This window comes from Ruegeria sp. THAF57 (genome assembly GCF_903914075.1).
In the GTDB taxonomy this organism is placed as follows: domain Bacteria; phylum Pseudomonadota; class Alphaproteobacteria; order Rhodobacterales; family Rhodobacteraceae; genus Ruegeria.
This window is the reverse complement of the sequence record NZ_CAIWNQ010000002.1, coordinates 529,323-549,908: the sequence shown is the minus strand read 5'-3', so window position 1 is coordinate 549,908 and position 20,586 is coordinate 529,323. Positions and strand designations below refer to the sequence as shown.

20 protein-coding genes are annotated in these 20,586 nt (G+C 58.3%); 16 read left to right on the top strand and 4 right to left on the bottom strand.

Annotated features, from left to right (window positions below):
* Positions 1–128: 128 nt before the first annotated feature.
* From RUESEDTHA_RS06735 to mutT, 3 genes are read left to right on the top strand one after another with little or no spacing between them, the layout of a single operon-like run.
* The gene (locus RUESEDTHA_RS06735) at positions 129–977 is read left to right on the top strand and encodes a peptidylprolyl isomerase (protein WP_180885493.1); all 849 of its coding nucleotides are present in this window, start codon (positions 129–131) and stop codon (positions 975–977) included.
* Between the two features lie 6 nt (positions 978–983).
* Positions 984–2,210, top strand: a complete 1,227-nt coding sequence (gene argJ / locus RUESEDTHA_RS06730) for a bifunctional glutamate N-acetyltransferase/amino-acid acetyltransferase ArgJ (RefSeq protein WP_180885491.1) — start codon at positions 984–986, stop codon at positions 2,208–2,210.
* Positions 2,207–2,605 carry an 8-oxo-dGTP diphosphatase MutT gene (gene mutT, locus RUESEDTHA_RS06725; protein WP_171123890.1) on the top strand — a complete coding sequence of 133 codons (399 nt, stop codon included), beginning with the start codon at positions 2,207–2,209 and terminating at the stop codon, positions 2,603–2,605. Before argJ ends, mutT begins: the two co-directional genes overlap by 4 nt.
* Positions 2,606–2,698: 93 nt before the next feature.
* On the opposite strand, the gene RUESEDTHA_RS06720 is transcribed toward mutT, so the two are convergent.
* The gene (locus RUESEDTHA_RS06720) at positions 2,699–3,151 is read right to left on the bottom strand and encodes a hypothetical protein (RefSeq protein WP_180885490.1); all 453 of its coding nucleotides are present in this window, start codon (positions 3,149–3,151) and stop codon (positions 2,699–2,701) included.
* Positions 3,152–3,484: 333 nt separating this feature from the next.
* Between RUESEDTHA_RS06720 and RUESEDTHA_RS06715 the strand changes: the two genes are divergently transcribed.
* The 10 genes from RUESEDTHA_RS06715 (at position 3,485) to RUESEDTHA_RS06670 (ending at position 14,379) form a co-directional block, all read left to right on the top strand.
* Positions 3,485–5,428 carry an AMP-binding protein gene (locus tag RUESEDTHA_RS06715; RefSeq protein WP_180885939.1) on the top strand — a complete coding sequence of 648 codons (1,944 nt, stop codon included), beginning with the start codon at positions 3,485–3,487 and terminating at the stop codon, positions 5,426–5,428.
* Positions 5,429–5,506: 78 nt separating this feature from the next.
* Positions 5,507–6,325: an ABC transporter ATP-binding protein gene (locus RUESEDTHA_RS06710; RefSeq protein ID WP_180885488.1), complete on the top strand. Its 819-nt coding sequence runs from the start codon at positions 5,507–5,509 to the stop codon at positions 6,323–6,325.
* A 29-nt stretch (positions 6,326–6,354) separates the two neighbouring features.
* Positions 6,355–7,341 carry a branched-chain amino acid ABC transporter permease gene (locus RUESEDTHA_RS06705; protein ID WP_171124173.1) on the top strand — a complete coding sequence of 329 codons (987 nt, stop codon included), beginning with the start codon at positions 6,355–6,357 and terminating at the stop codon, positions 7,339–7,341.
* Positions 7,342–7,343: 2 nt separating this feature from the next.
* A complete protein-coding gene (locus tag RUESEDTHA_RS06700) occupies positions 7,344–7,601 on the top strand; it encodes a hypothetical protein (protein WP_171123896.1) in 258 nt (85 codons plus the stop codon).
* Between the two features lie 3 nt (positions 7,602–7,604).
* The gene (locus RUESEDTHA_RS06695; RefSeq protein ID WP_171123898.1) at positions 7,605–8,681 is read left to right on the top strand and encodes a branched-chain amino acid ABC transporter permease; all 1,077 of its coding nucleotides are present in this window, start codon (positions 7,605–7,607) and stop codon (positions 8,679–8,681) included.
* 72 nt (positions 8,682–8,753) lie between these two features.
* Positions 8,754–10,034 (top strand): ABC transporter substrate-binding protein, encoded by a 1,281-nt coding sequence (locus tag RUESEDTHA_RS06690; RefSeq protein ID WP_180885486.1) that lies wholly within the window; start codon positions 8,754–8,756, stop codon positions 10,032–10,034.
* 73 nt (positions 10,035–10,107) lie between these two features.
* Positions 10,108–10,941, top strand: coding sequence for an ABC transporter ATP-binding protein (locus tag RUESEDTHA_RS06685; RefSeq protein ID WP_180885484.1), 834 nt, complete (start codon positions 10,108–10,110; stop codon positions 10,939–10,941).
* Positions 10,942–10,960: 19 nt separating this feature from the next.
* Complete coding sequence (locus tag RUESEDTHA_RS06680) at positions 10,961–12,178, top strand: phenylacetate--CoA ligase family protein (protein WP_180885482.1); 1,218 nt, start codon at positions 10,961–10,963, stop codon at positions 12,176–12,178.
* Positions 12,179–12,288: 110 nt separating this feature from the next.
* Complete coding sequence (locus RUESEDTHA_RS06675) at positions 12,289–13,956, top strand: iron ABC transporter permease (protein WP_180885480.1); 1,668 nt, start codon at positions 12,289–12,291, stop codon at positions 13,954–13,956.
* A 72-nt stretch (positions 13,957–14,028) separates the two neighbouring features.
* Entirely contained in the window at positions 14,029–14,379 is a 351-nt protein-coding gene (locus RUESEDTHA_RS06670; protein ID WP_180885478.1) for a DUF2794 domain-containing protein, read from the top strand.
* Here the strand turns inward: RUESEDTHA_RS06670 and RUESEDTHA_RS06665 are convergent.
* From RUESEDTHA_RS06665 to RUESEDTHA_RS06655, 3 genes are all read right to left on the bottom strand, one after another.
* Positions 14,376–15,113 carry a C40 family peptidase gene (locus RUESEDTHA_RS06665; protein WP_180885476.1) on the bottom strand — a complete coding sequence of 246 codons (738 nt, stop codon included), beginning with the start codon at positions 15,111–15,113 and terminating at the stop codon, positions 14,376–14,378. The genes RUESEDTHA_RS06670 and RUESEDTHA_RS06665 overlap by 4 nt on opposite strands.
* Complete coding sequence (locus tag RUESEDTHA_RS06660) at positions 15,110–16,492, bottom strand: M17 family metallopeptidase (RefSeq protein WP_180885937.1); 1,383 nt, start codon at positions 16,490–16,492, stop codon at positions 15,110–15,112. The genes RUESEDTHA_RS06665 and RUESEDTHA_RS06660 overlap by 4 nt, the downstream gene beginning before the upstream one ends.
* Before the next feature lie 64 nt (positions 16,493–16,556).
* Entirely contained in the window at positions 16,557–16,940 is a 384-nt protein-coding gene (locus tag RUESEDTHA_RS06655; protein WP_180885474.1) for a hypothetical protein, read from the bottom strand.
* 150 nt (positions 16,941–17,090) lie between these two features.
* Between RUESEDTHA_RS06655 and RUESEDTHA_RS06650 the strand changes: the two genes are divergently transcribed.
* From RUESEDTHA_RS06650 to RUESEDTHA_RS06640, 3 genes are all read left to right on the top strand, one after another.
* Complete coding sequence (locus RUESEDTHA_RS06650) at positions 17,091–17,741, top strand: carbonic anhydrase (RefSeq protein ID WP_180885471.1); 651 nt, start codon at positions 17,091–17,093, stop codon at positions 17,739–17,741.
* A gap of 305 nt (positions 17,742–18,046) precedes the next feature.
* Positions 18,047–19,201: a LacI family DNA-binding transcriptional regulator gene (locus tag RUESEDTHA_RS06645; protein WP_180885469.1), complete on the top strand. Its 1,155-nt coding sequence runs from the start codon at positions 18,047–18,049 to the stop codon at positions 19,199–19,201.
* Positions 19,198–20,553 carry an ABC transporter substrate-binding protein gene (locus tag RUESEDTHA_RS06640; protein ID WP_180885467.1) on the top strand — a complete coding sequence of 452 codons (1,356 nt, stop codon included), beginning with the start codon at positions 19,198–19,200 and terminating at the stop codon, positions 20,551–20,553. The genes RUESEDTHA_RS06645 and RUESEDTHA_RS06640 overlap by 4 nt, the downstream gene beginning before the upstream one ends.
* Positions 20,554–20,586: the final 33 nt, after the last annotated feature.

Here is a 20,586-nt window from a genome sequence, read left to right as displayed (position 1 = left end):
ACCTTGCGCGCAACCCATAGATACGGGGGGTGAAAGGCGGCCCTGTCCAAGGCTTCAAAGCGATGTAAGCGGCAGGTTCCTGAGTGTCAACGCTGCGCCCCGTCGTGGCAAAGAAATAGGATGATTCAATGCCCAAAGGCTTCACTTTTCTGCCATCTCTGGCCCTGACTGCCACGATGGCCCTGCCGCTGGCCGCCGAAACACAGCCTGATGCCAGTACGGTCGTCGCCCGTGTGAACGGGGACGAGATCACTTTGGGCCACGTCATCGCCACTGTTGCGACCTTGCCGCCCAACTATCAGCAGATCGAAGACGACGTCCTGTACGACTTCATCATCGAGCAACTGGTCCAGCAGCAATTGCTGGGACAGCAGCAGGAGGCGCTGACGAAATTGAACGCCCTTGCACTGGCGAATGAGACCCGGTCGTTGCTGGCAGTTCAGACCGTGAATGCGCTGGTCGAGGATGCGGTTACCGAGGAAGCCATCCAATCCGCCTACGACGCGCAGTATGCGCAGTTTGAGGGCGAGGATGAGTTCAACGCCAGCCATATTCTTGTGGCGACGGAAGACGAGGCAAAGGAAATCAAGACACAGCTTGATGACGGCGCAGATTTTGCTGAACTGGCCAAAGAGAAATCGACAGGCCCGTCGGGACCCAATGGCGGTTCACTGGGATGGTTCGGCAAAGGCCAGATGGTGCCCGAGTTTGAGGCCGCCGTTCTGGAGCTGGAGCAAGGTCAGGTTTCCGACCCAGTGCAAACCCAGTTCGGCTGGCACGTCGTGACATTGAATGACAAACGCAAATCCGAAGCCCCAGAACTGGACGCTATTCGCGATGAACTGACACAGACGGTTCAAAACGAAGCGATTCAGGCCCGTATCGAAGAATTGACCGAGGCGGCACAGATCGAGCGGCCCGAATTGGAAGGGGTAAGCCCCGACGTCGTTCGCCAGATTGAGTTGATCCAGGAGTAAGCGACCGTGGCGACGATCACCAAAGTTTCGCCGCTGGCTCCGGCGGCGTTTCCTGAATTGCCCGCGATTGACGGGGTGCGCTTTGCCACGGTTGAGGCGGGCGTGCGCTATCAGGGCCGGACCGATGTGATGCTGGCGGTGCTGGATCCCGGTACCTCGGTGGCGGGGGTGTTCACGCGTTCGGCCACCCGCGCTGCACCAGTGTTGGATTGTCAGGACAAGATCGGCAGGGTCAGCGATGGCCCGGCGGCGATTCTTGTGAATTCAGGCAATGCCAATGCGTTTACTGGGCATTACGGCCAGACATCGGTGACCGAGCTGACGCAGGCCGTGTCCAAGGCCACTGGTGTTGCGGTGGAACGGGTATTCACCTCGTCAACCGGCGTGATCGGTGAACCGCTGCCCCATGACAAGATCACCGCCCAGCTTGAAACGTTGAAATCGGGCCTCAGCCGACACGCGATCGAGGATGCCGCGCGGGCGATCATGACCACCGATACCTTCCCCAAAGGGGCCTCGGCGCAGGTCGAGATTGACGGAAAAACAGTCTCTATTTCAGGGATTGCCAAGGGGTCGGGCATGATCGCGCCGGATATGGCAACGATGTTGGTTTACATCTTCACCGACGCGCAGGTCGAGCAATCGGCGCTGCAAGCGATGCTGGGCGCGCAGACGGATCGCACGTTCAACTGCATCACGGTGGACAGCGATACCTCGACCTCGGATACACTATTGTTGTGTGCAACCGGGGCCTCGGGCGTGGATGCCACTGGCAACGCGGGTTTTGCGCAGGCGCTTGAGGCGGTGATGCTGGACCTTGCACAGCAGGTGGTGCGTGATGGGGAAGGGGCCACGAAATTCGTGGAAATCCGTGTGACCGGTGCGGCCTCGGACGCGGATGCCAAGGTGCATGGGCTGGCGATTGCGAACTCACCGCTGGTGAAAACGGCGATTGCGGGTGAAGACCCGAACTGGGGCCGCGTGGTCATGGCTGTCGGCAAATCCGGTGCCGCCGCCGACCGCGACCGTCTGAGTATCTCTTTCGGTGATATCCTTGTGGCCGAGAAGGGTTGGGTCAGCCCCGATTACCGCGAGGAAGACGCCGCCGCCTACATGAAAGGTCAGGATCTGGTGATCGCCGTCGATCTGGGGCTGGGCGAGGGCGCATCGACCGTTTGGACCTGCGACCTGACCCATGGCTATATCGAAATCAACGCGGATTATCGTTCATGAAGACCGTTTTGGTGTCGGCCGTCGCCCTGATCGACGTTGAAGGCCGGGTGCTGCTGGCGCAGCGTCCGGAGGGTAAATCCATGGCCGGTCTGTGGGAGTTCCCCGGCGGCAAGGTCGAACCCGGCGAAACCCCCGAGGTCGCCCTGATCCGCGAGTTGGAGGAAGAACTGGGCATCAACACCTGGGCCTCGTGCCTTGCGCCACTGACTTTTGCCAGCCACAGCTATGACGACTTCCATTTGCTGATGCCGCTCTTTGCCTGCCGCAAGTGGGAGGGGATACCGCAGTCGAAAGAAGGGCAGGCGTTGAAATGGGTGCGTGCGAATGAGTTGCGGAATTACCCAATGCCAGCTGCGGATGTGCCGCTGATCCCGATTTTGCGGGATTGGTTGTAGATTCCCAACACAGTATCACGGGCCAACTAATTTAGCGGGCCCGCAAGGATAGACGAACTGCATACAGCGGTACGGGTTCTTAACTACGTGATTTTAGTAGCGGCAGTTTGTGTAAAAGCCGTCCGAAACACTGATACAAGAAATAGTATTGCTACCGGGCATGCTGATTGGCGCCACTACCGGAGCAGGCATTGGCGTATACTGCGGCGTTGATAACTGGATGGAATTCGAGGCGTGTTGCATCTGCTGCATGAGAGCGGCCTGTTCCGCAGCGGCCTGAGCGCGTCTCTGCTGTGCCATTAATTGATTGTGCCTATACATCTGTAACTGCTGGTCGCTCATCGCATCCCGGTATCCGGTATTTTGACCAGCCGTGTTTGTGCACATGACCCTGCCTTTAGCGACTTGTGTCACCCTTGCACAGGCATTGTCTCCGGCCATGTAGTAATTCCCGTTGTAATGAAATGGAGCAGCCATTTGAACGGGTTCAGGAGCGCAGCCCGCAGCAGCAGTTAACAGGATACTCGAAAGAACAATGCGTTTCATAAAGTGTCCTGATAATTTCCCAATGACCTAAATTATTCAGTTGGTTAAGTGGGAATTAGCTCGGAAATTCGACATAATCTTGAAATTCCTGACACATTCTTCAGCCTTGCGGCGACAAGGGTAGAGATATGTCTGAGCGCTGTACCGCACCCCCTGTTACAATTCGTAAGAATTGAGAAAACATCAGGCAAAACTTGCCGCTGATCGTCCACGTGTCCCGTCGTAGGGGCAGTGGTGTCCGGGTCTGAACCGGACCCGCCATTTCCGACCCAAGGGAGGGGTTGGATAGGGAGGAGAAAGAGATTGGCTCAGACGCAGTCGGGCGCTGAAGGGATGACCTCTCTTCCGGCGCTGCTACATCGCAATGCGACGCAGTTCGGGGATTCCCCGGCCTACCGGGAAAAGGAATTCGGGATCTGGCAATGCTGGTCCTGGGCCGAGGCCGCCGCTGAAATCCGTAAACTGGCGCTGGGATTTCTGGAAATCGGCGTGGAAAAGGGTGACCATATCGCCGTGATCGGGCGAAACCGCCCGGCGCATTACTGGTCTATGGTAGCCGCGCAGATGGTGGGTGCTGTACCGGTGCCTCTGTATCAGGACTCGGTCGCTGAAGAGATGGCCTATGTGCTGGAACATTGCGGCGCGAAATACGTTGTCTGCGGTGATCAGGAGCAGGTCGACAAGGTCATCGAGATTCAGGAAAACCTGCATCAGGTCAAACACATCCTTTATACCGACAAGCGCGGGATGCGGAAATACGACCATTCCCAGATGAACGCTCTGGACGACATTATGGCCGAAGGCAGCGCGGGACACGCGCGGTTCGACACCGAGCTGGACAAGCGGATCGCGGCGATCACCTATGACGACACCTGCGTGATGCTTTATACCTCGGGCACGACCGGAAAGCCCAAGGGCGTGGTGCTGTCGAACCGCAACGTGATCGAAAGCGCAAAGAATTCTTCTGAGTTCGACCACCTGACCCGTAACGAAGACATACTGTCCTACCTGCCGATGGCCTGGGTGGGTGATTTCATCTTTTCCATCGGTCAGGCCTATTGGTGCGGCTTCTGTGTGAACTGCCCCGAAAGTGCCGATACGATGATGACTGACCTGCGCGAGATCGGGCCAACCTATTTCTTTGCCCCGCCGCGCGTTTTCGAGACCCAGCTAACCAATGTGATGATTCGCATGGAGGACGCGGGCAGCCTGAAGCGGAAGATGTTCCATAATTTCATGGCCCACGCCAAAAAAGTCGGTGGCCTGCTGTTGGATGGTAAGCCGGTCAGTTTTGGCGACAAGATGAAATACGCGCTGGGCAATTTGCTGGTTTATGGCCCGCTCAAGGATACGCTGGGCTATGGGCGGTTCCGTGTGGGCTATACGGCGGGTGAGGCGATCGGGCCCGAGATTTTCGACTTTTACCGCTCGTTGGGGATCAATCTCAAACAGCTTTATGGCCAGACCGAGGCCACGGTGTTCATCACCCAGCAGCCCGATGGCGAAGTGCGCGCCGATACGGTTGGCGTGCCCTCACCCGCGGTCGAGCTGAAGGTCGATGACAGTGGCGAGATTCACTACCGTTCGCCAGGTGTGTTCGTGGAATACTACAACAATCCGGATTCGACCGCCTCCACCAAGGATGCCGAGGGCTGGGTCGCGACCGGGGACGCCGGGTTCATCGAGGAAAGCAGCGGCCATCTGCGGATTATCGACCGCGCCAAGGATGTGGGCAAGATGGCCGACGGATCGATGTTTGCGCCTAAATATGTCGAGAACAAGCTGAAGTTCTACCCTGACATCCTTGAGGTTGTGCTGTTTGGAAACGGCAAGGATCGTTGCGTGGCCTTCATCAATATTGACTTGATGGCGGTGGGTAACTGGGCAGAACGCAACAACGTTGCCTATGCGTCGTATCAGGAACTGACCAGCCATCCCCGCGTGTTAGAGACTATCAAGGCCCATGTGGAAGAGGTGAACAAGTCGGTCGCGGCCGATGAGATGTTGTCGGGCTGTCAGGTGCATCGCTTTGTGGTTCTGCACAAGGAACTTGACGCCGATGATGGTGAGATGACCCGAACCCGCAAGGTGCGCCGTAGGTTCGTCGAGGAGAAGTTCCACGACATTATTGCTGCCCTCTATGATGGCTCGCCCAATGTCTCGACCACGACGGAAGTGACCTATGAGGACGGGCGCAAGGGGTCGATCAGTGCAACGCTGCAAATCATCGACGCAGCGGTTGTACCGGCGGCACAGCACAAGGTGGCGGCGGAATGAGGGCCGTTCGAGCGCCGCTCGACCTGCGGTCGTCGCCCCGCCCTCCGTCCCGTTATTGCGCAAGTCAGGGAGTGACTGATGCTGGATAGTTTCGAAGGATATGTCACCGAGGATGGCCGCAAGATCGGCGGCGTGGTGATGGAGATGAAGAATATCACCCTGCGTTTCGGTGGTGTGGTCGCGATCAAGGATATCTCGTTCGACATCCGCGAAGGTGAGATCCGCGCCATTATCGGTCCGAACGGCGCAGGGAAGTCCTCGATGCTGAACGTGATCTCGGGGTTCTATGTCCCGCAAGAGGGCGAGGTTTGGTTCCACGGGGCCAAACGCCCTCCGATGCGGCCTTTTGAGGTGGCACAGCAGGGGATTGCGCGGACCTTCCAGAACATAGCCCTGTTCGAAGGCATGAGCGTGCTGGACAACGTCATGACCGGGCGGCTGGGTTACATGAAGACCAACATTTTCCAGCAGGCACTGTGGAAAGGGAAGGCTGAAGCGGAAGAAACCGAAAACCGCGAAGCGGTCGAGAAGATTATCGACTTTCTTGAAATTCAGCACATCCGGAAAACTCCGGTGTCGCGCCTGCCTTACGGGTTGAAAAAGCGCGTAGAGCTGGCCCGTGCGTTGGCGGCCGAACCCAAGCTGTTGCTGTTGGACGAACCGATGGCGGGTATGAACGTCGAGGAGAAAGAGGACATGAGCCGCTTTATCCTGGATGTGAATGACGAGTTCGGCACCACCATCGCCCTGATCGAACACGACATGGGCGTGGTGATGGATCTGAGCGACCGGGTTGTCGTGATGGATTACGGGAAGAAGATCGGGGACGGCACACCGGACGAGGTGCGCAACAACCAGGAAGTCATCGACGCCTATCTGGGGGTGAGCCATGACTGACCAACTGACAGACATGAGAGGGGGCGCACATGCCTGATCAGCTGATTTTCGCGATGGAGGTCATCCTGAATGGCCTGATGGCCGGGGTTCTGTATGCGCTGGTCGCACTGGGCTTTGTGCTGATCTACAAGGCTTCGGGGATTTTCAACTATGCTCAGGGTGTTATGGCCCTGTTTGCGGCCATGACCCTTGTGGGGATCATGAACGGGCAAGTGCCGTTCGCGCATCTGATCAACGCGATCTTCGGGACGCATATCCACTATTTCGGGTGGAATGTCCCGGCATTGCTGGCGATCCTTTTGACAATGGCGGTGATGGTGTTTCTTGCCTGGGCGGTGCAACGGTTCGTCATGCGCCATCTGGTTGGTCAGGAACCGATCATTCTGTTCATGGCGACCATCGGTCTGGCCTATTTGCTTGAAGGCGTGGCCGACCTGATGTGGGGGTCCGAGATCAAGACCCTGGACGTGGGCCTGCCACAAGGCATCAACCTGTGGATCGACGAGACCACGTTTAATATCTTTGGCTATGGCTTCTTCATCGACAACCTCGACATCGTGGCAACCTTGATTGCGGCGCTGCTGGTGGCCGCGCTGGTGGTGTTCAGCCAATACACCAAGCAGGGCCGGGCGATGCGAGCGGTGGCGGATGACCATCAGGCCGCACTGTCGGTGGGTATCTCGCTGAACTTCATCTGGATCATGGTCTGGTCGGTTGCGGGGTTTGTCGCGCTGGTCGCCGGGATCATGTGGGGCACCAAGTCGGGCGTTCAGTTCTCGCTGTCGCTGATCGCGCTCAAGGCGTTGCCGGTGCTGATGTTGGGCGGCTTTACCTCGATCCCCGGAGCGATTGTGGGCGGGCTGATCATCGGAGTGGGTGAAAAGCTGTTTGAATTCGCCATCGGCCCGATGGTCGGTGGCGCGACCGAGAACTGGTTCGCCTATGTTCTGGCGCTGATCTTCCTCGTATTCCGACCGCAGGGGCTGTTCGGTGAGAAGATCATCGAGAGGGTGTAGCGATGCAGAAAATGATTGCCATCATCAATGTGATCGCGTGGTCGGGGTTCTGGGCTTTTGGCTATATCGCCGTCACCTCGGACGATCTGACCGCAACCCAACTGGTTGTCGCTGCGATCCTTGCCTTTGCCGGGCTGGTCACGGGCATCATGGCCTACATGAAACTGGTGCGCGCGTCAGAGGCGAGCGGATACGCAAAAGGGTCCAATCAACTGGACGCCGCAGCCCGGAACCGGGCGCAGGAACAATGGGGAAAGTGACACATGTTCTATCGTGAAGCCGGAGACTTCAAAGTTTCCTATGTGGATGACAGCCAGACTTTCCCGATCAAATTCGACCGGTATCGGTACTATGTGGTTCTGGCGGTCGCGTTCGGGATCATTCCGTTCATCATCAACGATTACTGGGCAAACGCGCTTTTGCTGCCGTTCCTGATCTACGCGATCGCGGCAATCGGCTTGAACATTCTGGTTGGGTATTGCGGGCAGGTCAGCCTTGGTACGGGCGGCTTCATGGCGGTGGGTGCTTATGCCTGCTACAAGCTGATGACGGCCTTTCCAGATGTCAGCATGTTTATCCATGTCATACTGGCAGGCGGTATCACGGCCATTGTCGGCGTTTTGTTCGGTCTTCCATCGTTGCGGATCAAGGGGTTCTATCTGGCCGTGGCGACACTGGCCGCGCAGTTCTTTCTTGTGTGGCTGTTCAACCGGGTGCCGTGGTTCTACAACTACTCGGCTTCGGGTCAGATCAACGCACCGGAACGCGATGTGTTCGGGATCATCATCACTGGACCGAATGCTCCGGCATGGGCCACGTATCTGTTCTGCCTGATCTTTCTGACCGTCTGCGCCGTGATCGCACGCAACCTGACACGCGGCACTACCGGGCGTACGTGGATGGCGATCCGCGATATGGATATCGCGGCCGAGATCATCGGGGTGAACCCTCTCAAGGCGAAACTGACCGCCTTTGCCGTCAGCTCATTCTTTGTGGGCATCTCGGGCGCGTTGTTCTTTGCAGTCTATCTCGGCGCGGTTGAGGTCGGCGAGGTGTTCGGCATTACCAAGTCATTCCTGGTTCTGTTCATGATCATTATCGGGGGATTGGGCTCTATCTTCGGGTCCTTTGCGGGGGCGGCGTTCCTTGTGCTGTTGCCGGTGGTCCTGAAAGTGGTTGGCGCGGATATGCTGGGTTGGCCCACGGATATCGTGGCGCATTTGCAGCTGGTGATCGTCGGTGGGCTGATCATCATGTTCCTGATCCTAGAACCACATGGGCTAGCGCAGTTGTGGCGCGTCGCCAAAGAGAAACTCAGACTCTGGCCGTTCCCGCACTAGGGGCAGGCCCAATCAGATAACGGGTGCAAAGCCCGAACCCAACATCGGACCAACCAAGGGAGGAGAAACCCGATGAAATTGAATTTGGCAACCGTGGCGCTGGGCGCCGTAATGGCGGCAGGACCGGTTATGGCCGATCTCGTATTCCCGTCACTCAGCTACCGTACCGGACCTTACGCGGCGGGTGGTATTCCGTTTGCGGATGGGTATGCGGATTACTTTACCCTGCTGAACGAACGTGACGGCGGGATCGGCGGCGTTCCGGCGAAGGTGATCGAATGCGAGACAGGGTATAACACCGAAAAAGGTGTGGAATGCTATGAATCGACCAAGGGCGAAGGTGCGCTTGTCTATCAGCCGCTGTCGACCGGTATCACGTATCAGCTGATCCCCAAGACCACGGCAGATGGCATTCCGATGCACACGATGGGCTATGGACGTACGTCCGCCAAGAACGGCGATGTGTTCAGCCACACGTTCAACTATCCTGCAAACTATTGGGATGGTGCCTCGGGTGCGGTGAACTACCTGCTGGAAGAGAATGGCGGGGACCTGAGCGGCAAGAAAATTGCACTGGTCTACCACAACTCGGCCTATGGCAAGGAACCGATCCGCACGTTGGAAGAACTTTCGGCCAAGCATGGCTTTGAGCTTGTCGCCCTGCCGGTTGACCATCCGGGTCAGGAACAGAAATCGCAGTGGCTGCAAATCCGCCGTGATCGCCCCGATTATGTCCTGATGTGGGGCTGGGGTGTTATGAACCAGGTTGCCGTTCAGGAAGCTGCCAACATCCGTTACCCGATGGAAAACTTCATCGGTATCTGGTGGTCCGGTTCTGAAAACGACGTGCTGCCAGCGGGCGAGGCTGCGAACGGCTATAAGGCGCTGACCTTCCACAACGTGGGCACGGATTTCCCGGTCTTTGACGATCTGAAGACACATGTCGTCGATACGGGTAAAGCTGCAGGTGCGGGTGATCAGGTTGGTACGGTTCTGTACAACCGTGGTCTTTATGCCGCGATGCTGGCGGCTGAAGCAGCCAAGAAAGCGCAGGAAATCCACGGTACTGCCGACATCACCCCTGCGATGATGCGCGACGGTATGGAGGCGCTGGAAATCAACGAAGCCAAGATGACCGAACTGGGTCTGCCTGGTTTTGGTCCGGCATTCTCGGTTTCGTGTGAGAACCACGGCGGGGACGCTCTGGTTGGTGTGACCCAGTGGGATGCGGCCAACAAAACCTGGAGCCTGATTTCCGAGTTCAAGGCAACCGATGGCGACGTGATCGGTCCGCTGATCGACGAAGACTCGAGCGCCTATGCGTCGGAAAACAACATCGGATCGCGCTGCTGATCCGACGTACTGAAATCCGGGGCGGCGGCAGACTGCCGTCCCGATCCCAACACTCGCACGAGGACACGCGCTGATGCTGGATGCGGCTCAAACCACTGACGTGCAGGCGGAAACCCTGCTTGAAGTCAACAATATCGAGGTGATTTACAACCATGTGATCCTCGTACTTAAGGGTGTCAGCCTGACCGTTCCCAAAGGCGGTATTACTGCTCTGCTCGGTGGTAATGGCGCGGGCAAGACGACGACGCTCAAGGCGGTGTCGAACTTGCTGCATTCGGAACGGGGCGAAGTCACCAAAGGGTCGATCAAGTATCGCGGCGCAAGCGTGCATGAAAGCGACCCTGCGGATCTGGTTGAAAAAGGCGTGATTCAGGTGATGGAGGGCCGTCACTGTTTCGAACACCTCACGGTCGAGGAAAATCTTCTGACCGGAGCTTATACCCGCAAGGACGGCAAAGCCGCGGTCCAGAAAGACCTTGATCTGGTCTACACCTATTTCCCACGTCTGGCTGAACGGCGCCGGTCGCAAGCGGGCTATACCTCGGGCGGTGAGCAGCAGATGGTTGCCATGGGCCGGGCGTTGATGTCGCGGCCGGAAACGATCCTGCTGGACGAGCCTTCGATGGGGCTGGCCCCGCAATTGGTCGAAGAGATTTTCGGCATCGTGAAGGATCTCAACGAAAAAGAGGGCGTGTCCTTCCTGCTGGCCGAACAGAATACAAACGTCGCTCTGCGGTTTGCACATTACGGGTACATTCTGGAATCGGGCCGTGTCGTTATGGACGGTCCTGCTGATGAGCTGCGTGAAAACCCGGACGTGAAAGAGTTCTACCTGGGCATGTCCGATGACGGCCGAAAAAGTTTCCGAGATGTACGCTCATACCGCCGCCGCAAGAGGTGGTTGTGAGCGGGTGGAGGATCTGGCGATGACTTACTACGACGCACTCGAGACCCGATCAGCCGATCAGCGCGCAGCTGATCATGCGCAAGGGTTGCGAGTTCAGCTGGAACGCGCCCAATCCGCGCCGGGGTTTCAGGCTCATCTGGCCGGGGTGGATACCGATGCGGTGAAAACCATCGAAGATCTGGTCAAACTGCCGGTTCTGCGCAAATCTGAACTGGCGCAGGCACAGGCTCAGCGCCCTCCGTTCGGCGGGTTCACGGTCACTCCGGCGCGACATTTCCATCATGTGTTTCAGTCTCCGGGTCCGATCTACGAACCGGGCAGCACCGATACCGATTGGTGGCGCATGGGCCGATTCCTGCACGCGGCAGGAGTGGGGCCGGGCGATATCGTGCAGAACTGTTTCGGCTATCACCTGACGCCTGCCGGCATGATATTTGAAAGCGGCGCGCGGGCCGTGGGCGCCGCCGTGTTGCCCGCGGGCACCGGCCAGACCGAACTGCAAGTGACCGCCGCGCGTGATGTGGGTTGCACCGCTTATGCCGGAACGCCCGACTATCTGAAGATCATACTGGATAAAGCGGATGAGATGGGTGTGGACCTGCAATTCGCTACGGCTGCTGTGGGCGGCGGCGCGCTGTTCCCATCCTTGCGTCAGGAATATGCGGATCGCGGGATTTCGTGCCTGCAATGCTATGCCACAGCCGATCTGGGCAATATCGCTTACGAAAGCCCTGCGATGGAGGGGATGATTCTGGACGAACACATCATCGTCGAGATCGTGACCCCCGGCACCGGCACCCCTGTGGCCGAGGGTGAAGTGGGTGAGGTGATCGTAACCTCTCTCAACCCTGATTATCCGTTGATCCGGTTCGCGACCGGTGATCTGTCGGCGATCCTGCCCGGCCAGTCGCCCTGCGGTCGTACAAATGCGCGGATCAAGGGCTGGATGGGTCGTGCCGACCAGACGACCAAGATCAAGGGCATGTTCGTGCGTCCTGAACAGGTGGCCGCGCTGGTCGACAAACACGCCGAGATCGTAAAGGCTCGTGTCATCGCAGCCCGTCAGGGCGAGATGGATACAATGACCGTTCAGATTGAAAGCCCCAGCGGAGATGACATGACCTATGCCAAGTCCGTGATCGAAGTGCTGAAGCTAAAAGGCGCGATCGAGGTTGTTGAACCCGGTTCACTGCCCAAGGATGGTTTGGTGATCGAGGATCAGCGGGTCTATGAATAAAGTCTGCGGCAGTTTGTGCCGCAGATTTGTTCCCCTGTAGACTGGTGTTTCTTAGCGTTTTGGTCGATTAATGGCCAACTCTGCGCATTCGCCAGTTACAAGCCGGGATCATGGCCGACATAGAAGTTTCAGAGCATGGCACGCGCAACCACGGCGCGTTTGGCACCCGGCTGGTTGGCACGGTCGCCTGTCTTGTTGCGGCCGCATGCCTGTTGCCGATGCTCGCCGTTGTTCTGGCGGCTGTGACGGGCGGAACGGATACGATCTCGCACCTGTTGCAAACCGTTTTGCCGGGCTATGCGCTTACGACGGTGATTTTGGTTGTTCTGGTGGCGTTTGGTACGTTTGCCATCGGTGTCGGTGCTGCGTGGCTTGTGACCATGACACGCTTTCCCGGCGTTCGGTTCCTTGAGATTGCTTTGGTCTTGCCGCTGGCTTTTCCGGCTTATGTGCTGGCCTATGCCTATACGTTCATTCTGGATCACCCCGGCATTGTCCAAAGCACCCTGCGCGATGTGACCGGCTGGGGGCCGCGCGATTATTGGTTCCCTGAGATACGCTCGACCGAGGGTGCGGCGGTGATGCTGATCCTCGTGCTTTATCCTTATGTTTACCTGCTGGCGCGCGCCGCGTTTCTTCAGCAAAGCGCCACGGCTTTTCTTGCGGCGCGGGCGTTAGGCAAAAGCCCTTGGCTGGCATTCTGGCACGTATCTTTACCCATGGCGCGCCCGGCAATTGCGGGGGGTGTGCTGCTGGCGATCATGGAAACCATCGCCGATTTCGGCACTGTCGCCTATTTTGGCGTGCAAACATTCGCCACCGGTATCTACACAAGCTGGTTTTCCATTGGAGACCGCGCTGCCGCCGCGCAGTTGGCCCTGTGCCTGCTGGGTTTTGCGCTGGTCATGGCCGTGGCCGAACGGATGCAGCGCGGTAAGGCGAAATACTATCAGGCAGGGAAAAGTCATGCCTCATTGCCCTCGGCGCAGTTAAAGGGCTGGCAGGCTGTCGCGGGCTTTACGCTGTGCGCCATTCCGGTTCTTCTGGGCTTCCTGCTGCCGGTGATCATCTTGATTCAGATGGGGCTGGAGTCAGAGCAGAACCTGCTGTCGCGCCGCTATATCGGCTTCATTCAGAACTCGCTGGCTTTGGCGGGTACTGCTGCCGTGATTACGGTTTGCGCCGCGATCAGCGTCGGGTTCTTTCAGCGGTTGCGCCCTGGGCGGTTGTCGGCTGGCGCGGGGTACATGGCACGGTTGGGCTATGCGGTGCCCGGAGGTGTCATTGCGGTGGGCCTGATGGTGCCGTTTGCCAGTTTCGACAATGCACTGGATGCGTGGATGCGGGCGACCTTTGATGTTTCGACGGGATTGCTGGTGACGGGCTCAATCTGGCTGCTGGTCGCCGCTTATATGGTGCGGTTTCTGGCGGCTGCGCTTGGCGCCTATGAAGGTGGGCAAAGCACAGTTCACGCCAACATGGACGCGGCCTCGCGGTCTTTGGGGGAAACCCCGCTGGGAACATTGCGCCGGGTTCATCTACCTATGCTGACACCGTCCTTGCTGACGGCTTTGCTGATTGTGTTTGTGGACGTGATGAAAGAATTGCCCGCGACCCTGATCATGCGTCCATTCAACTTTGATACGCTGGCGGTACAGGCCTATCGGCTGGCCTCGGATGAACGGCTCGAGGGGGCTGCGGTCCCCTCTCTGGTCATCCTGGCAGTGGGGCTGTTACCGGTCATCCTGATCTGTCGACAGGTTGGTCAGCGGCGTTAGAGCGATCCAAAAATATCACACCCGGGTGTCGCCGGGCTTGATTCAGACGCGTTTTCCGGCAAGGCTTGGGGTATGAACATGCAGCCTCCCAGCCGGTTCTCTGCAAACTCGGCCCAGATGCCCGTCGCGTTTAACCGGCATGAGATGTCCCATATTCTGTCCGTCTACGGCCGGATGGTCGCCGCCGGAGAATGGCGCGATTACGGTATTTCCAACTTGCGGGACATGGCCGTGTTTTCGATCTTTCGCCGAACTGCGGAACATCCCATCTATCGGGTCGAGAAACACCCCCGGCTTCGACAGAAACAAGGGATGTATTCGGTCGTGGGCATGGATGGCCGAATCCTGAAACGCGGCCACGATCTGCGCACGGTGCTGCGCGTGCTTGAGCGTAAGCTGATCCGTTCAGTTAAACTTGATTAGAGCCGCTTATGGGCTGTCACCGGCCCGTCACCCTGTTCCAGAATGCGCGTGATCGCCTGTTTCATCGGCTCAAACGTCACGTCCATGTGGAAAGCATTGGCGTGCAGTAGCATATCTTCAGAATAAACCCAGGCCACATGCCCTTTCCAAAACAGAAGATCGCCGCGCTGAGGGGGTGTGGCCTGCGGCAGCAGATGACCAACTTCGCGTTCCTGATCGCCACTGTCTCCGGGGCAGGGTTGTCCGCAGGCCAGCAGCCCGGCCTGAACCAGTCCTGAACAATCCAGCCCGAACCGGCTGTTTCCGCCCCAAAGATAGGGTGTGCCCAGAAAAAGTTCGGCCACTGCAACAGGATCGGTCAGCGGAACGCCTACATGTTTGGCGTGAACGGATGGGATGAACCCAAGCTCGGTATGCAGAAAGCCATTCTCCTCGGACGTGGCCGCAATCTTGCTACCAAAACTCAAAGAGGTCCGGTCGGCGCTTTTCATGTCTGGCCGCGCATAGGCGTGGGTGGCTGGCGCCGTGATCCAGTGCGTTGCGCTCAGGTCCGGGCCAAGCTGTTCCGAGCGGACCCAGCCCACATAACCATCCTTTTCTGCGGTGACCCGACTCCAGCCGTTTGCCTGTTCTAAGGGCTCGACAGCGTCACCAAAAAGCAACTGTCGGTCGCGCGGACCATCCGGCTCGCGCAATAGGTCGGTCACCGGTTGGATGATGCGTTGGCGCGTCATAGGTCTAGCAACTCGGGCAAGGCCGTCAACAAGGCGCGGGGCCCTTGGCCAAACCCGCCTTTGCTGCGGCCGGGCTCGTTGCTACGCTGCCAAGAGAAGATGTCGAAATGCATGTAACGGCTGTCGCCTACAAAGCGACGTAGGAACAGCGCGGCGGTGATAGAACCGCCAAAACCGCCGGCCGGGGCGTTGTCCAGATCGGCGATGCCCGGCTCAATCAACCCTTCATACGGGTCATGGAACGGCATGCGCCAGACCGGATCGGCGGCCTTGCGCGCCGCACGGGTCAGCGCGTCTGCCGCGTCGTCACTGTCAGTGAAATAGGGTGCAAGATCGGTTCCCACGGCCACCCGCGCAGCCCCGGTCAGCGTCGCCATCGAGATCACGAGGTCCGGTTTCCCTTCGTCCGCCAACGCCAGCGCGTCTGCCAGAACAAGGCGACCTTCGGCATCAGTATTGTTGATCTCGACCGTCAAGCCCTTGCGCGAGGTCAGGATGTCGCCGGGCCGAAAGGCGTTTCCGGCCACCGAATTCTCGACAGCCGGGATCAGAACCCGCAGTTGCAGCGGCAGGTTCAGCGCCATGATCATACGGGCCAGCCCCAGAACATTGGCGGCACCGCCCATATCTTTCTTCATCAACCCCATCGACGCGCCGGGTTTCAGGTTCAAGCCGCCCGTGTCAAAACACACACCTTTACCGACCAAGGTCAGCTTTGGCCCTGCTGTGCCCCAGTTCATCTCGATCAGCCGCGGCTCCTGCGCCGCAGCGCGGCCAACCGTGTGGATCATCGGAACGTTCTGATCCAGCAGCGCATCGCCCGCGATCACCGAACAGGACGCACCGAATTCCTGCGCGAGGCCCTCGGAGGTGGCCTGCAACTGCTCCGGCCCCATGTCTGACGCGGGGGTGTTGACCAAATCCCGGATCAGGGCTTCGGCCTTTGCCAAAACCTCAAGGCGCGCGGCATCAATGCCGTCGGGGGCAACCAGTCGGGCTTTGGCAGGTGACTGATTGGCATAGCGGTCAAATGCGTACCCGGTCATCAACCAGCCAAAGCATTCGGTTTCCAGAGAGTCCTTGGGAACGCCCGAAGCGATGTGATAGGTGCCTTTCGGCAGGGCCTCTGCCGCAGCCGCCAGTGGAAAACGCTTGCGGGCGCGGCCTGCGGGTTTGCCATACCCCGCCAACGCGCAAAGCGGCGCGTCGTCGGTTCCGGGAAGCAACAAGGTCTGGCCCATCGCCCCCGTAAACCCGTTGTTCGTGACCCAGTTCTGCACCGCATCAGGCTGATCCTTTACCCAATCCTCCAGATCGGGTTGGGCGATCACGTGCAGCGGGACAGAATTGTCTGAGGGCAAGGCAAAGGTCAGGGTCATGGGCAACTCGGCTGGTTCGATTTGCGCCCAGCCTAGCCGCCTACGTTCCATCTGCAAGCCCCCGTCAGACAGAAAGGTCCTGCTGATCCCAGATCACGGTCAGGGATTTCTCACCCACGCGAATGAGGCGCGACAGGGTGGCGCCGGTGGCGACCGCATCGCCGGCATCCACGTTCCGGGCCACGTCTTCTGCGACGCCAGCCAGTGCTGTCATGCCGATCTGGTCAGCGATTGCCACCAAAGACCGCGAACATTTTCGCAGCCCGGTCCAATCGCGCTGCCGCCAGAACCGTTCGCAATTCGACAGGCGAACGGCCAGCTCCTCGACCGTGCGGCACAACACGTCCAGTGCATTCTTTTCCCCAAGCTGCCGATACAACCCGTTCACCCGGTCCGGGTCCAGTCGGACAGTTTCTTTGTGTTCAAGCGTGATAATATTTTCCACCACTTATTCCCCAATTCACTATACCCCCACGGTACGACGCGACTTTGACCGAGAACTTCTTTGCAAAACCTTGCGTTCCTGAGGGATAATTGCTCGAATTTTCCACGAATTCGGGCTAGAGCAGCCCACAGCGAACAAATCAGGGACACGAACATGGATCATGCCAAGCCTTTGCCGAATTATCTGGTCAAACGGTATCATGGCTGGAAAGCCACCACTTATTCCGAGAATCAGGTCTGGTATCGCCGTCTTGCCACAGAGGGACAGCGTCCGCGCGCCATGGTGATTTCGTGCTGCGACAGTCGGGTTCATGTCACTTCGATCTTCGGGGCTGATCAGGGTGAGTTCTTCATTCACCGCAATATTGCCAACCTTGTTCCACCTTACGCCCCCGACGGTGACCACCATGGCACAAGTGCGGCAATCGAATATGCCGTAACCGCGCTGAAAGTGGCGCATCTGATCGTGCTGGGCCATTCGCAATGCGGTGGGGTTCAGGGATGCATTGACATGTGCAAGGGACAAGCTCCGCAGTTGGAAGCGAAAGAAAGCTTTGTTGGCCGCTGGATGGATATCCTGAAGCCGAAATACGAACTTGTTTCTGATGTCGAAGACGGGGCAGAGCAGGCGCGTCAATTTGAACGGCAGGCGGTTGTGGCCTCGTTGGAAAACCTGATGACCTTCCCGTTTGTGTCGTCGGCGGTGCAGGATGGCTCGCTCAGCTTGCATGGATTGTGGACCGATATCGGTGAAGGCGGGCTGCAATGTTATGACCCGCAGGCGAAGAAATTCGTCGTCGTCTGAACCGCCACGGTTTCTACAAAGTCTACGGGCGTGGGATCAAGTTTCCGATTCCGCGCCCTTTTTGTCCAACATCCCGCACCCAGCCTGAACCGATTCAGGCCGGTCGATACGTAAACTGTGTGGTCCGACCACCTGGGACATTACTTCAAACGCAATCCTGATTGGTCAAATAAAAGGCGCTCGTCCGTTTGCGGCGGTCCAGCAGGGCGTTTTCCCAATATGAAGAAGCTAAAAAAATAGCCATTCTGCACTTTTTTTAACTTTTCCGTTGCCGAAACCGGTTTCGGAACAAAAAATTGCAATCAATGACAGCGAATCTTTCACATCGACCGCGGGACACCGCAGATCGCCCCTCGGTTTCTGGGCGCGTCAAGCTTGATGAATTGGCCGCGCATCTGGGCTTGTCTAAAAGCACGGTGTCGCGGGCGCTCAACGGGTATTCTGATATTTCGGCTGTGACCCGCGCCAGGGTGGAAACGGCGGCACGCAAGCTGGGCTATCGCCCTCTGAGCCATGCGCAGGCCATCCGCACCGGGCAGGTTCGTGCGATTGCGATGGTGTTGAACAGCGACGAACCTGATCGTCACAACCCGTTCCTGCAGGATTTTCTGGCTGGTGCGTGCGAGGCTGCCAGTCACCTTGACTGGACGATGACGATTTCGACCGCGACCTCGGAACGGGACACGCTGAAAGTCCTCAGCAGATTGTTTGAAGAACGCAAAGCGGATGGTTTCATTCTGCCCCGGACCGCAGTCAAGGACGCCCGGATCGGCCTTTTGCGCAGCCTTGGGGTCCCCCACATCCTGTATGGCCGTACCGGGTATGGGCAGCCGAACACGTGGGAGGAAACCTCTTGGTTCGATATCGCCGGTGAAACGGCGATGCGCAATGCAGTTTTGCGGCTGGCCGGGTTTGGACATACGCGCATCGGTTATGTCGGCAGTGATCTCAAGTTCAACTACAGCCACCTACGCCGCGATGGGTATACCGAAGGTCTGCACGAGGCCGGATTGCCCTTGGACCCTGACCTGATCCGGGACGGCGCCAGAACGCGGGATGAAGGCGCAGCGCAGGCCATGGCCTTGATGCAGGTCGAACAGCCCCCGACAGCAATTGTCTTTGCCACCGATCTGGCGGCCTTGGGCTTTTACCCGGTCGCGCAGGATCTGGGGCTTGAGATCGGGCGTGACGTATCCGTCATTGGCTATGACGGCATTCCCGAATCCCGATATGCGCGCCCGGCTCTGACCAGTTTTGCGGTCGATTCACATGTGGCCGGACAGCGATTGGCGACCTTGCTGATCCAACAAATCCGGGGTGATGACCCCGCAAGTTTACGCGAACTGACCGAAGCCACCCTGGTTGAAGGTGGATCGGACGGGCCGCCAACACGAACGCCACAGGAAATGGCGCGCAAATTACAGAACCACAATAATCAAAACCGGGGAGACCGAACATGAAACTTACACCAAAGATGTCCCGCCTGATGCTGGGCACGTCACTGGCAGTGATGCTTGGCGCGCTGTCGGCGCAGGCGGATACAATCCGCTTCTGGACCACCGAGGAACAGCCGGAACGTCTGGCCAAGCAGCAGGAGATGGCCGACCAGTTCAAAGCTGAAACCGGAACGACCGTCGAAGTGATCCCAGTCACAGAAAGCGATCTGGGCACCCGCGCAACCGCGGCCTTTGCTGCCGGTGATCTGCCGGATGTCGTCTATCATACGCTGCAATACGCTCTGCCATGGGCCGAAGCGGGGATTCTGGATACCGAGGCCGCAACAGAGGTGATTGAAGAACTGGGTGCGGACACATTCGCCCCCGGTGCGCTGGCGATGGCGGCATTCAACGGAGAAACCGCCTCGGTCCCGGTTGATGGCTGGACCCAGATGGTCGTCTACCGCAAAGACTTGTTCGACGAGGCTGGGCTGGAAGCCCCAAGTTCCTATGCCAATGTTCTGGCCGCTTTGGGCAAGTTGCACAACCCGCCGGAGATGTATGGATTTGTCTCGGCCACGAAGGTTGATGAAAACTTCATGAGCCAGGTTCTGGAGCATGTTTTCCTCGCCAACGGTGTTTCGCCTGTTGGACCGGACGGGTTCCAGCCGCTGGACGAGGCCAAAACCACCGAGGTTCTGGACTTTTACAAGGCGATTTCCAAAGCCTCGCCTCCGGGCGAGTTGTTCTGGAAGCAATCGCGCGAGCTGTATTTCGATGGCAAAGCCGCGATGATCATCTGGTCGCCGTTCATTCTGGATGAACTGGCAGGTCTGCGAGACAGCGCACCGCCCACCATCACGGATGACCCGACCTCGCGCGATTTGGCGTCGAAGACGGGGATTGTCACCAACTTCTCTGGTCCGTCCAACCCGGATGGCGCAGCATGGGGGGATGTGCGGTATTTCGGGATCACCAATGACGCCGATACTGACGCGGCGATGGAATTTGTGAAATTCGCCATGGATGATGGTTATACCCAGACTCTGTCCATCGCGCCCGAAGGCAAGTTCCCGGTGCGTCGCGGTAACGCCGACAACCCGACGGCCTTTGCCGAAGCGTGGGCGGAATTGCCCGTGGGCGTTGATCGCAAGGCCCCGTTGGGTGAGCTATACGATCAGGCGATGATCGACGAGATCGTCGGTGGTCTGGATGTAGCGCAGCGTTGGGGCGTGGCCGAAGGGCAGCTTTCGTTGGCATCCAAGATGATCAACTCTCAGGTCATCAACCGGATCGTGCGTCAATATATCGACGATGAAATCGACGCCGCCGCTGCCGTGGCCGCGATGAACGAAGAACTTGCCAAGGTTCAGTAGACCCCTGCTTGACCGGTACCTGCAGCGGCGTGC

Coding starts and splice junctions, on each gene's coding strand:
- RUESEDTHA_RS06735 (WP_180885493.1), top strand. CDS start 129: ATGCCCAAAGGCTTCACTTTTCTGCCATCTCTGGCCCTGACTGCCACG.
- RUESEDTHA_RS06720 (WP_180885490.1), bottom strand. CDS start 3,151: ATGAAACGCATTGTTCTTTCGAGTATCCTGTTAACTGCTGCTGCGGGC.
- RUESEDTHA_RS06670 (WP_180885478.1), top strand. CDS start 14,029: ATGAACATGCAGCCTCCCAGCCGGTTCTCTGCAAACTCGGCCCAGATG.
- RUESEDTHA_RS06660 (WP_180885937.1), bottom strand. CDS start 16,492: ATGACCCTGACCTTTGCCTTGCCCTCAGACAATTCTGTCCCGCTGCAC.
- RUESEDTHA_RS06700 (WP_171123896.1), top strand. CDS start 7,344: ATGCAGAAAATGATTGCCATCATCAATGTGATCGCGTGGTCGGGGTTC.
- RUESEDTHA_RS06695 (WP_171123898.1), top strand. CDS start 7,605: ATGTTCTATCGTGAAGCCGGAGACTTCAAAGTTTCCTATGTGGATGAC.
- RUESEDTHA_RS06665 (WP_180885476.1), bottom strand. CDS start 15,113: ATGACGCGCCAACGCATCATCCAACCGGTGACCGACCTATTGCGCGAG.
- RUESEDTHA_RS06690 (WP_180885486.1), top strand. CDS start 8,754: ATGAAATTGAATTTGGCAACCGTGGCGCTGGGCGCCGTAATGGCGGCA.
- RUESEDTHA_RS06675 (WP_180885480.1), top strand. CDS start 12,289: ATGGCCGACATAGAAGTTTCAGAGCATGGCACGCGCAACCACGGCGCG.
- RUESEDTHA_RS06715 (WP_180885939.1), top strand. CDS start 3,485: ATGACCTCTCTTCCGGCGCTGCTACATCGCAATGCGACGCAGTTCGGG.
- RUESEDTHA_RS06680 (WP_180885482.1), top strand. CDS start 10,961: ATGACTTACTACGACGCACTCGAGACCCGATCAGCCGATCAGCGCGCA.
- RUESEDTHA_RS06650 (WP_180885471.1), top strand. CDS start 17,091: ATGGATCATGCCAAGCCTTTGCCGAATTATCTGGTCAAACGGTATCAT.
- RUESEDTHA_RS06640 (WP_180885467.1), top strand. CDS start 19,198: ATGAAACTTACACCAAAGATGTCCCGCCTGATGCTGGGCACGTCACTG.
- RUESEDTHA_RS06685 (WP_180885484.1), top strand. CDS start 10,108: ATGCTGGATGCGGCTCAAACCACTGACGTGCAGGCGGAAACCCTGCTT.
- RUESEDTHA_RS06645 (WP_180885469.1), top strand. CDS start 18,047: ATGACAGCGAATCTTTCACATCGACCGCGGGACACCGCAGATCGCCCC.
- RUESEDTHA_RS06705 (WP_171124173.1), top strand. CDS start 6,355: ATGCCTGATCAGCTGATTTTCGCGATGGAGGTCATCCTGAATGGCCTG.
- mutT (WP_171123890.1), top strand. CDS start 2,207: ATGAAGACCGTTTTGGTGTCGGCCGTCGCCCTGATCGACGTTGAAGGC.
- RUESEDTHA_RS06710 (WP_180885488.1), top strand. CDS start 5,507: ATGCTGGATAGTTTCGAAGGATATGTCACCGAGGATGGCCGCAAGATC.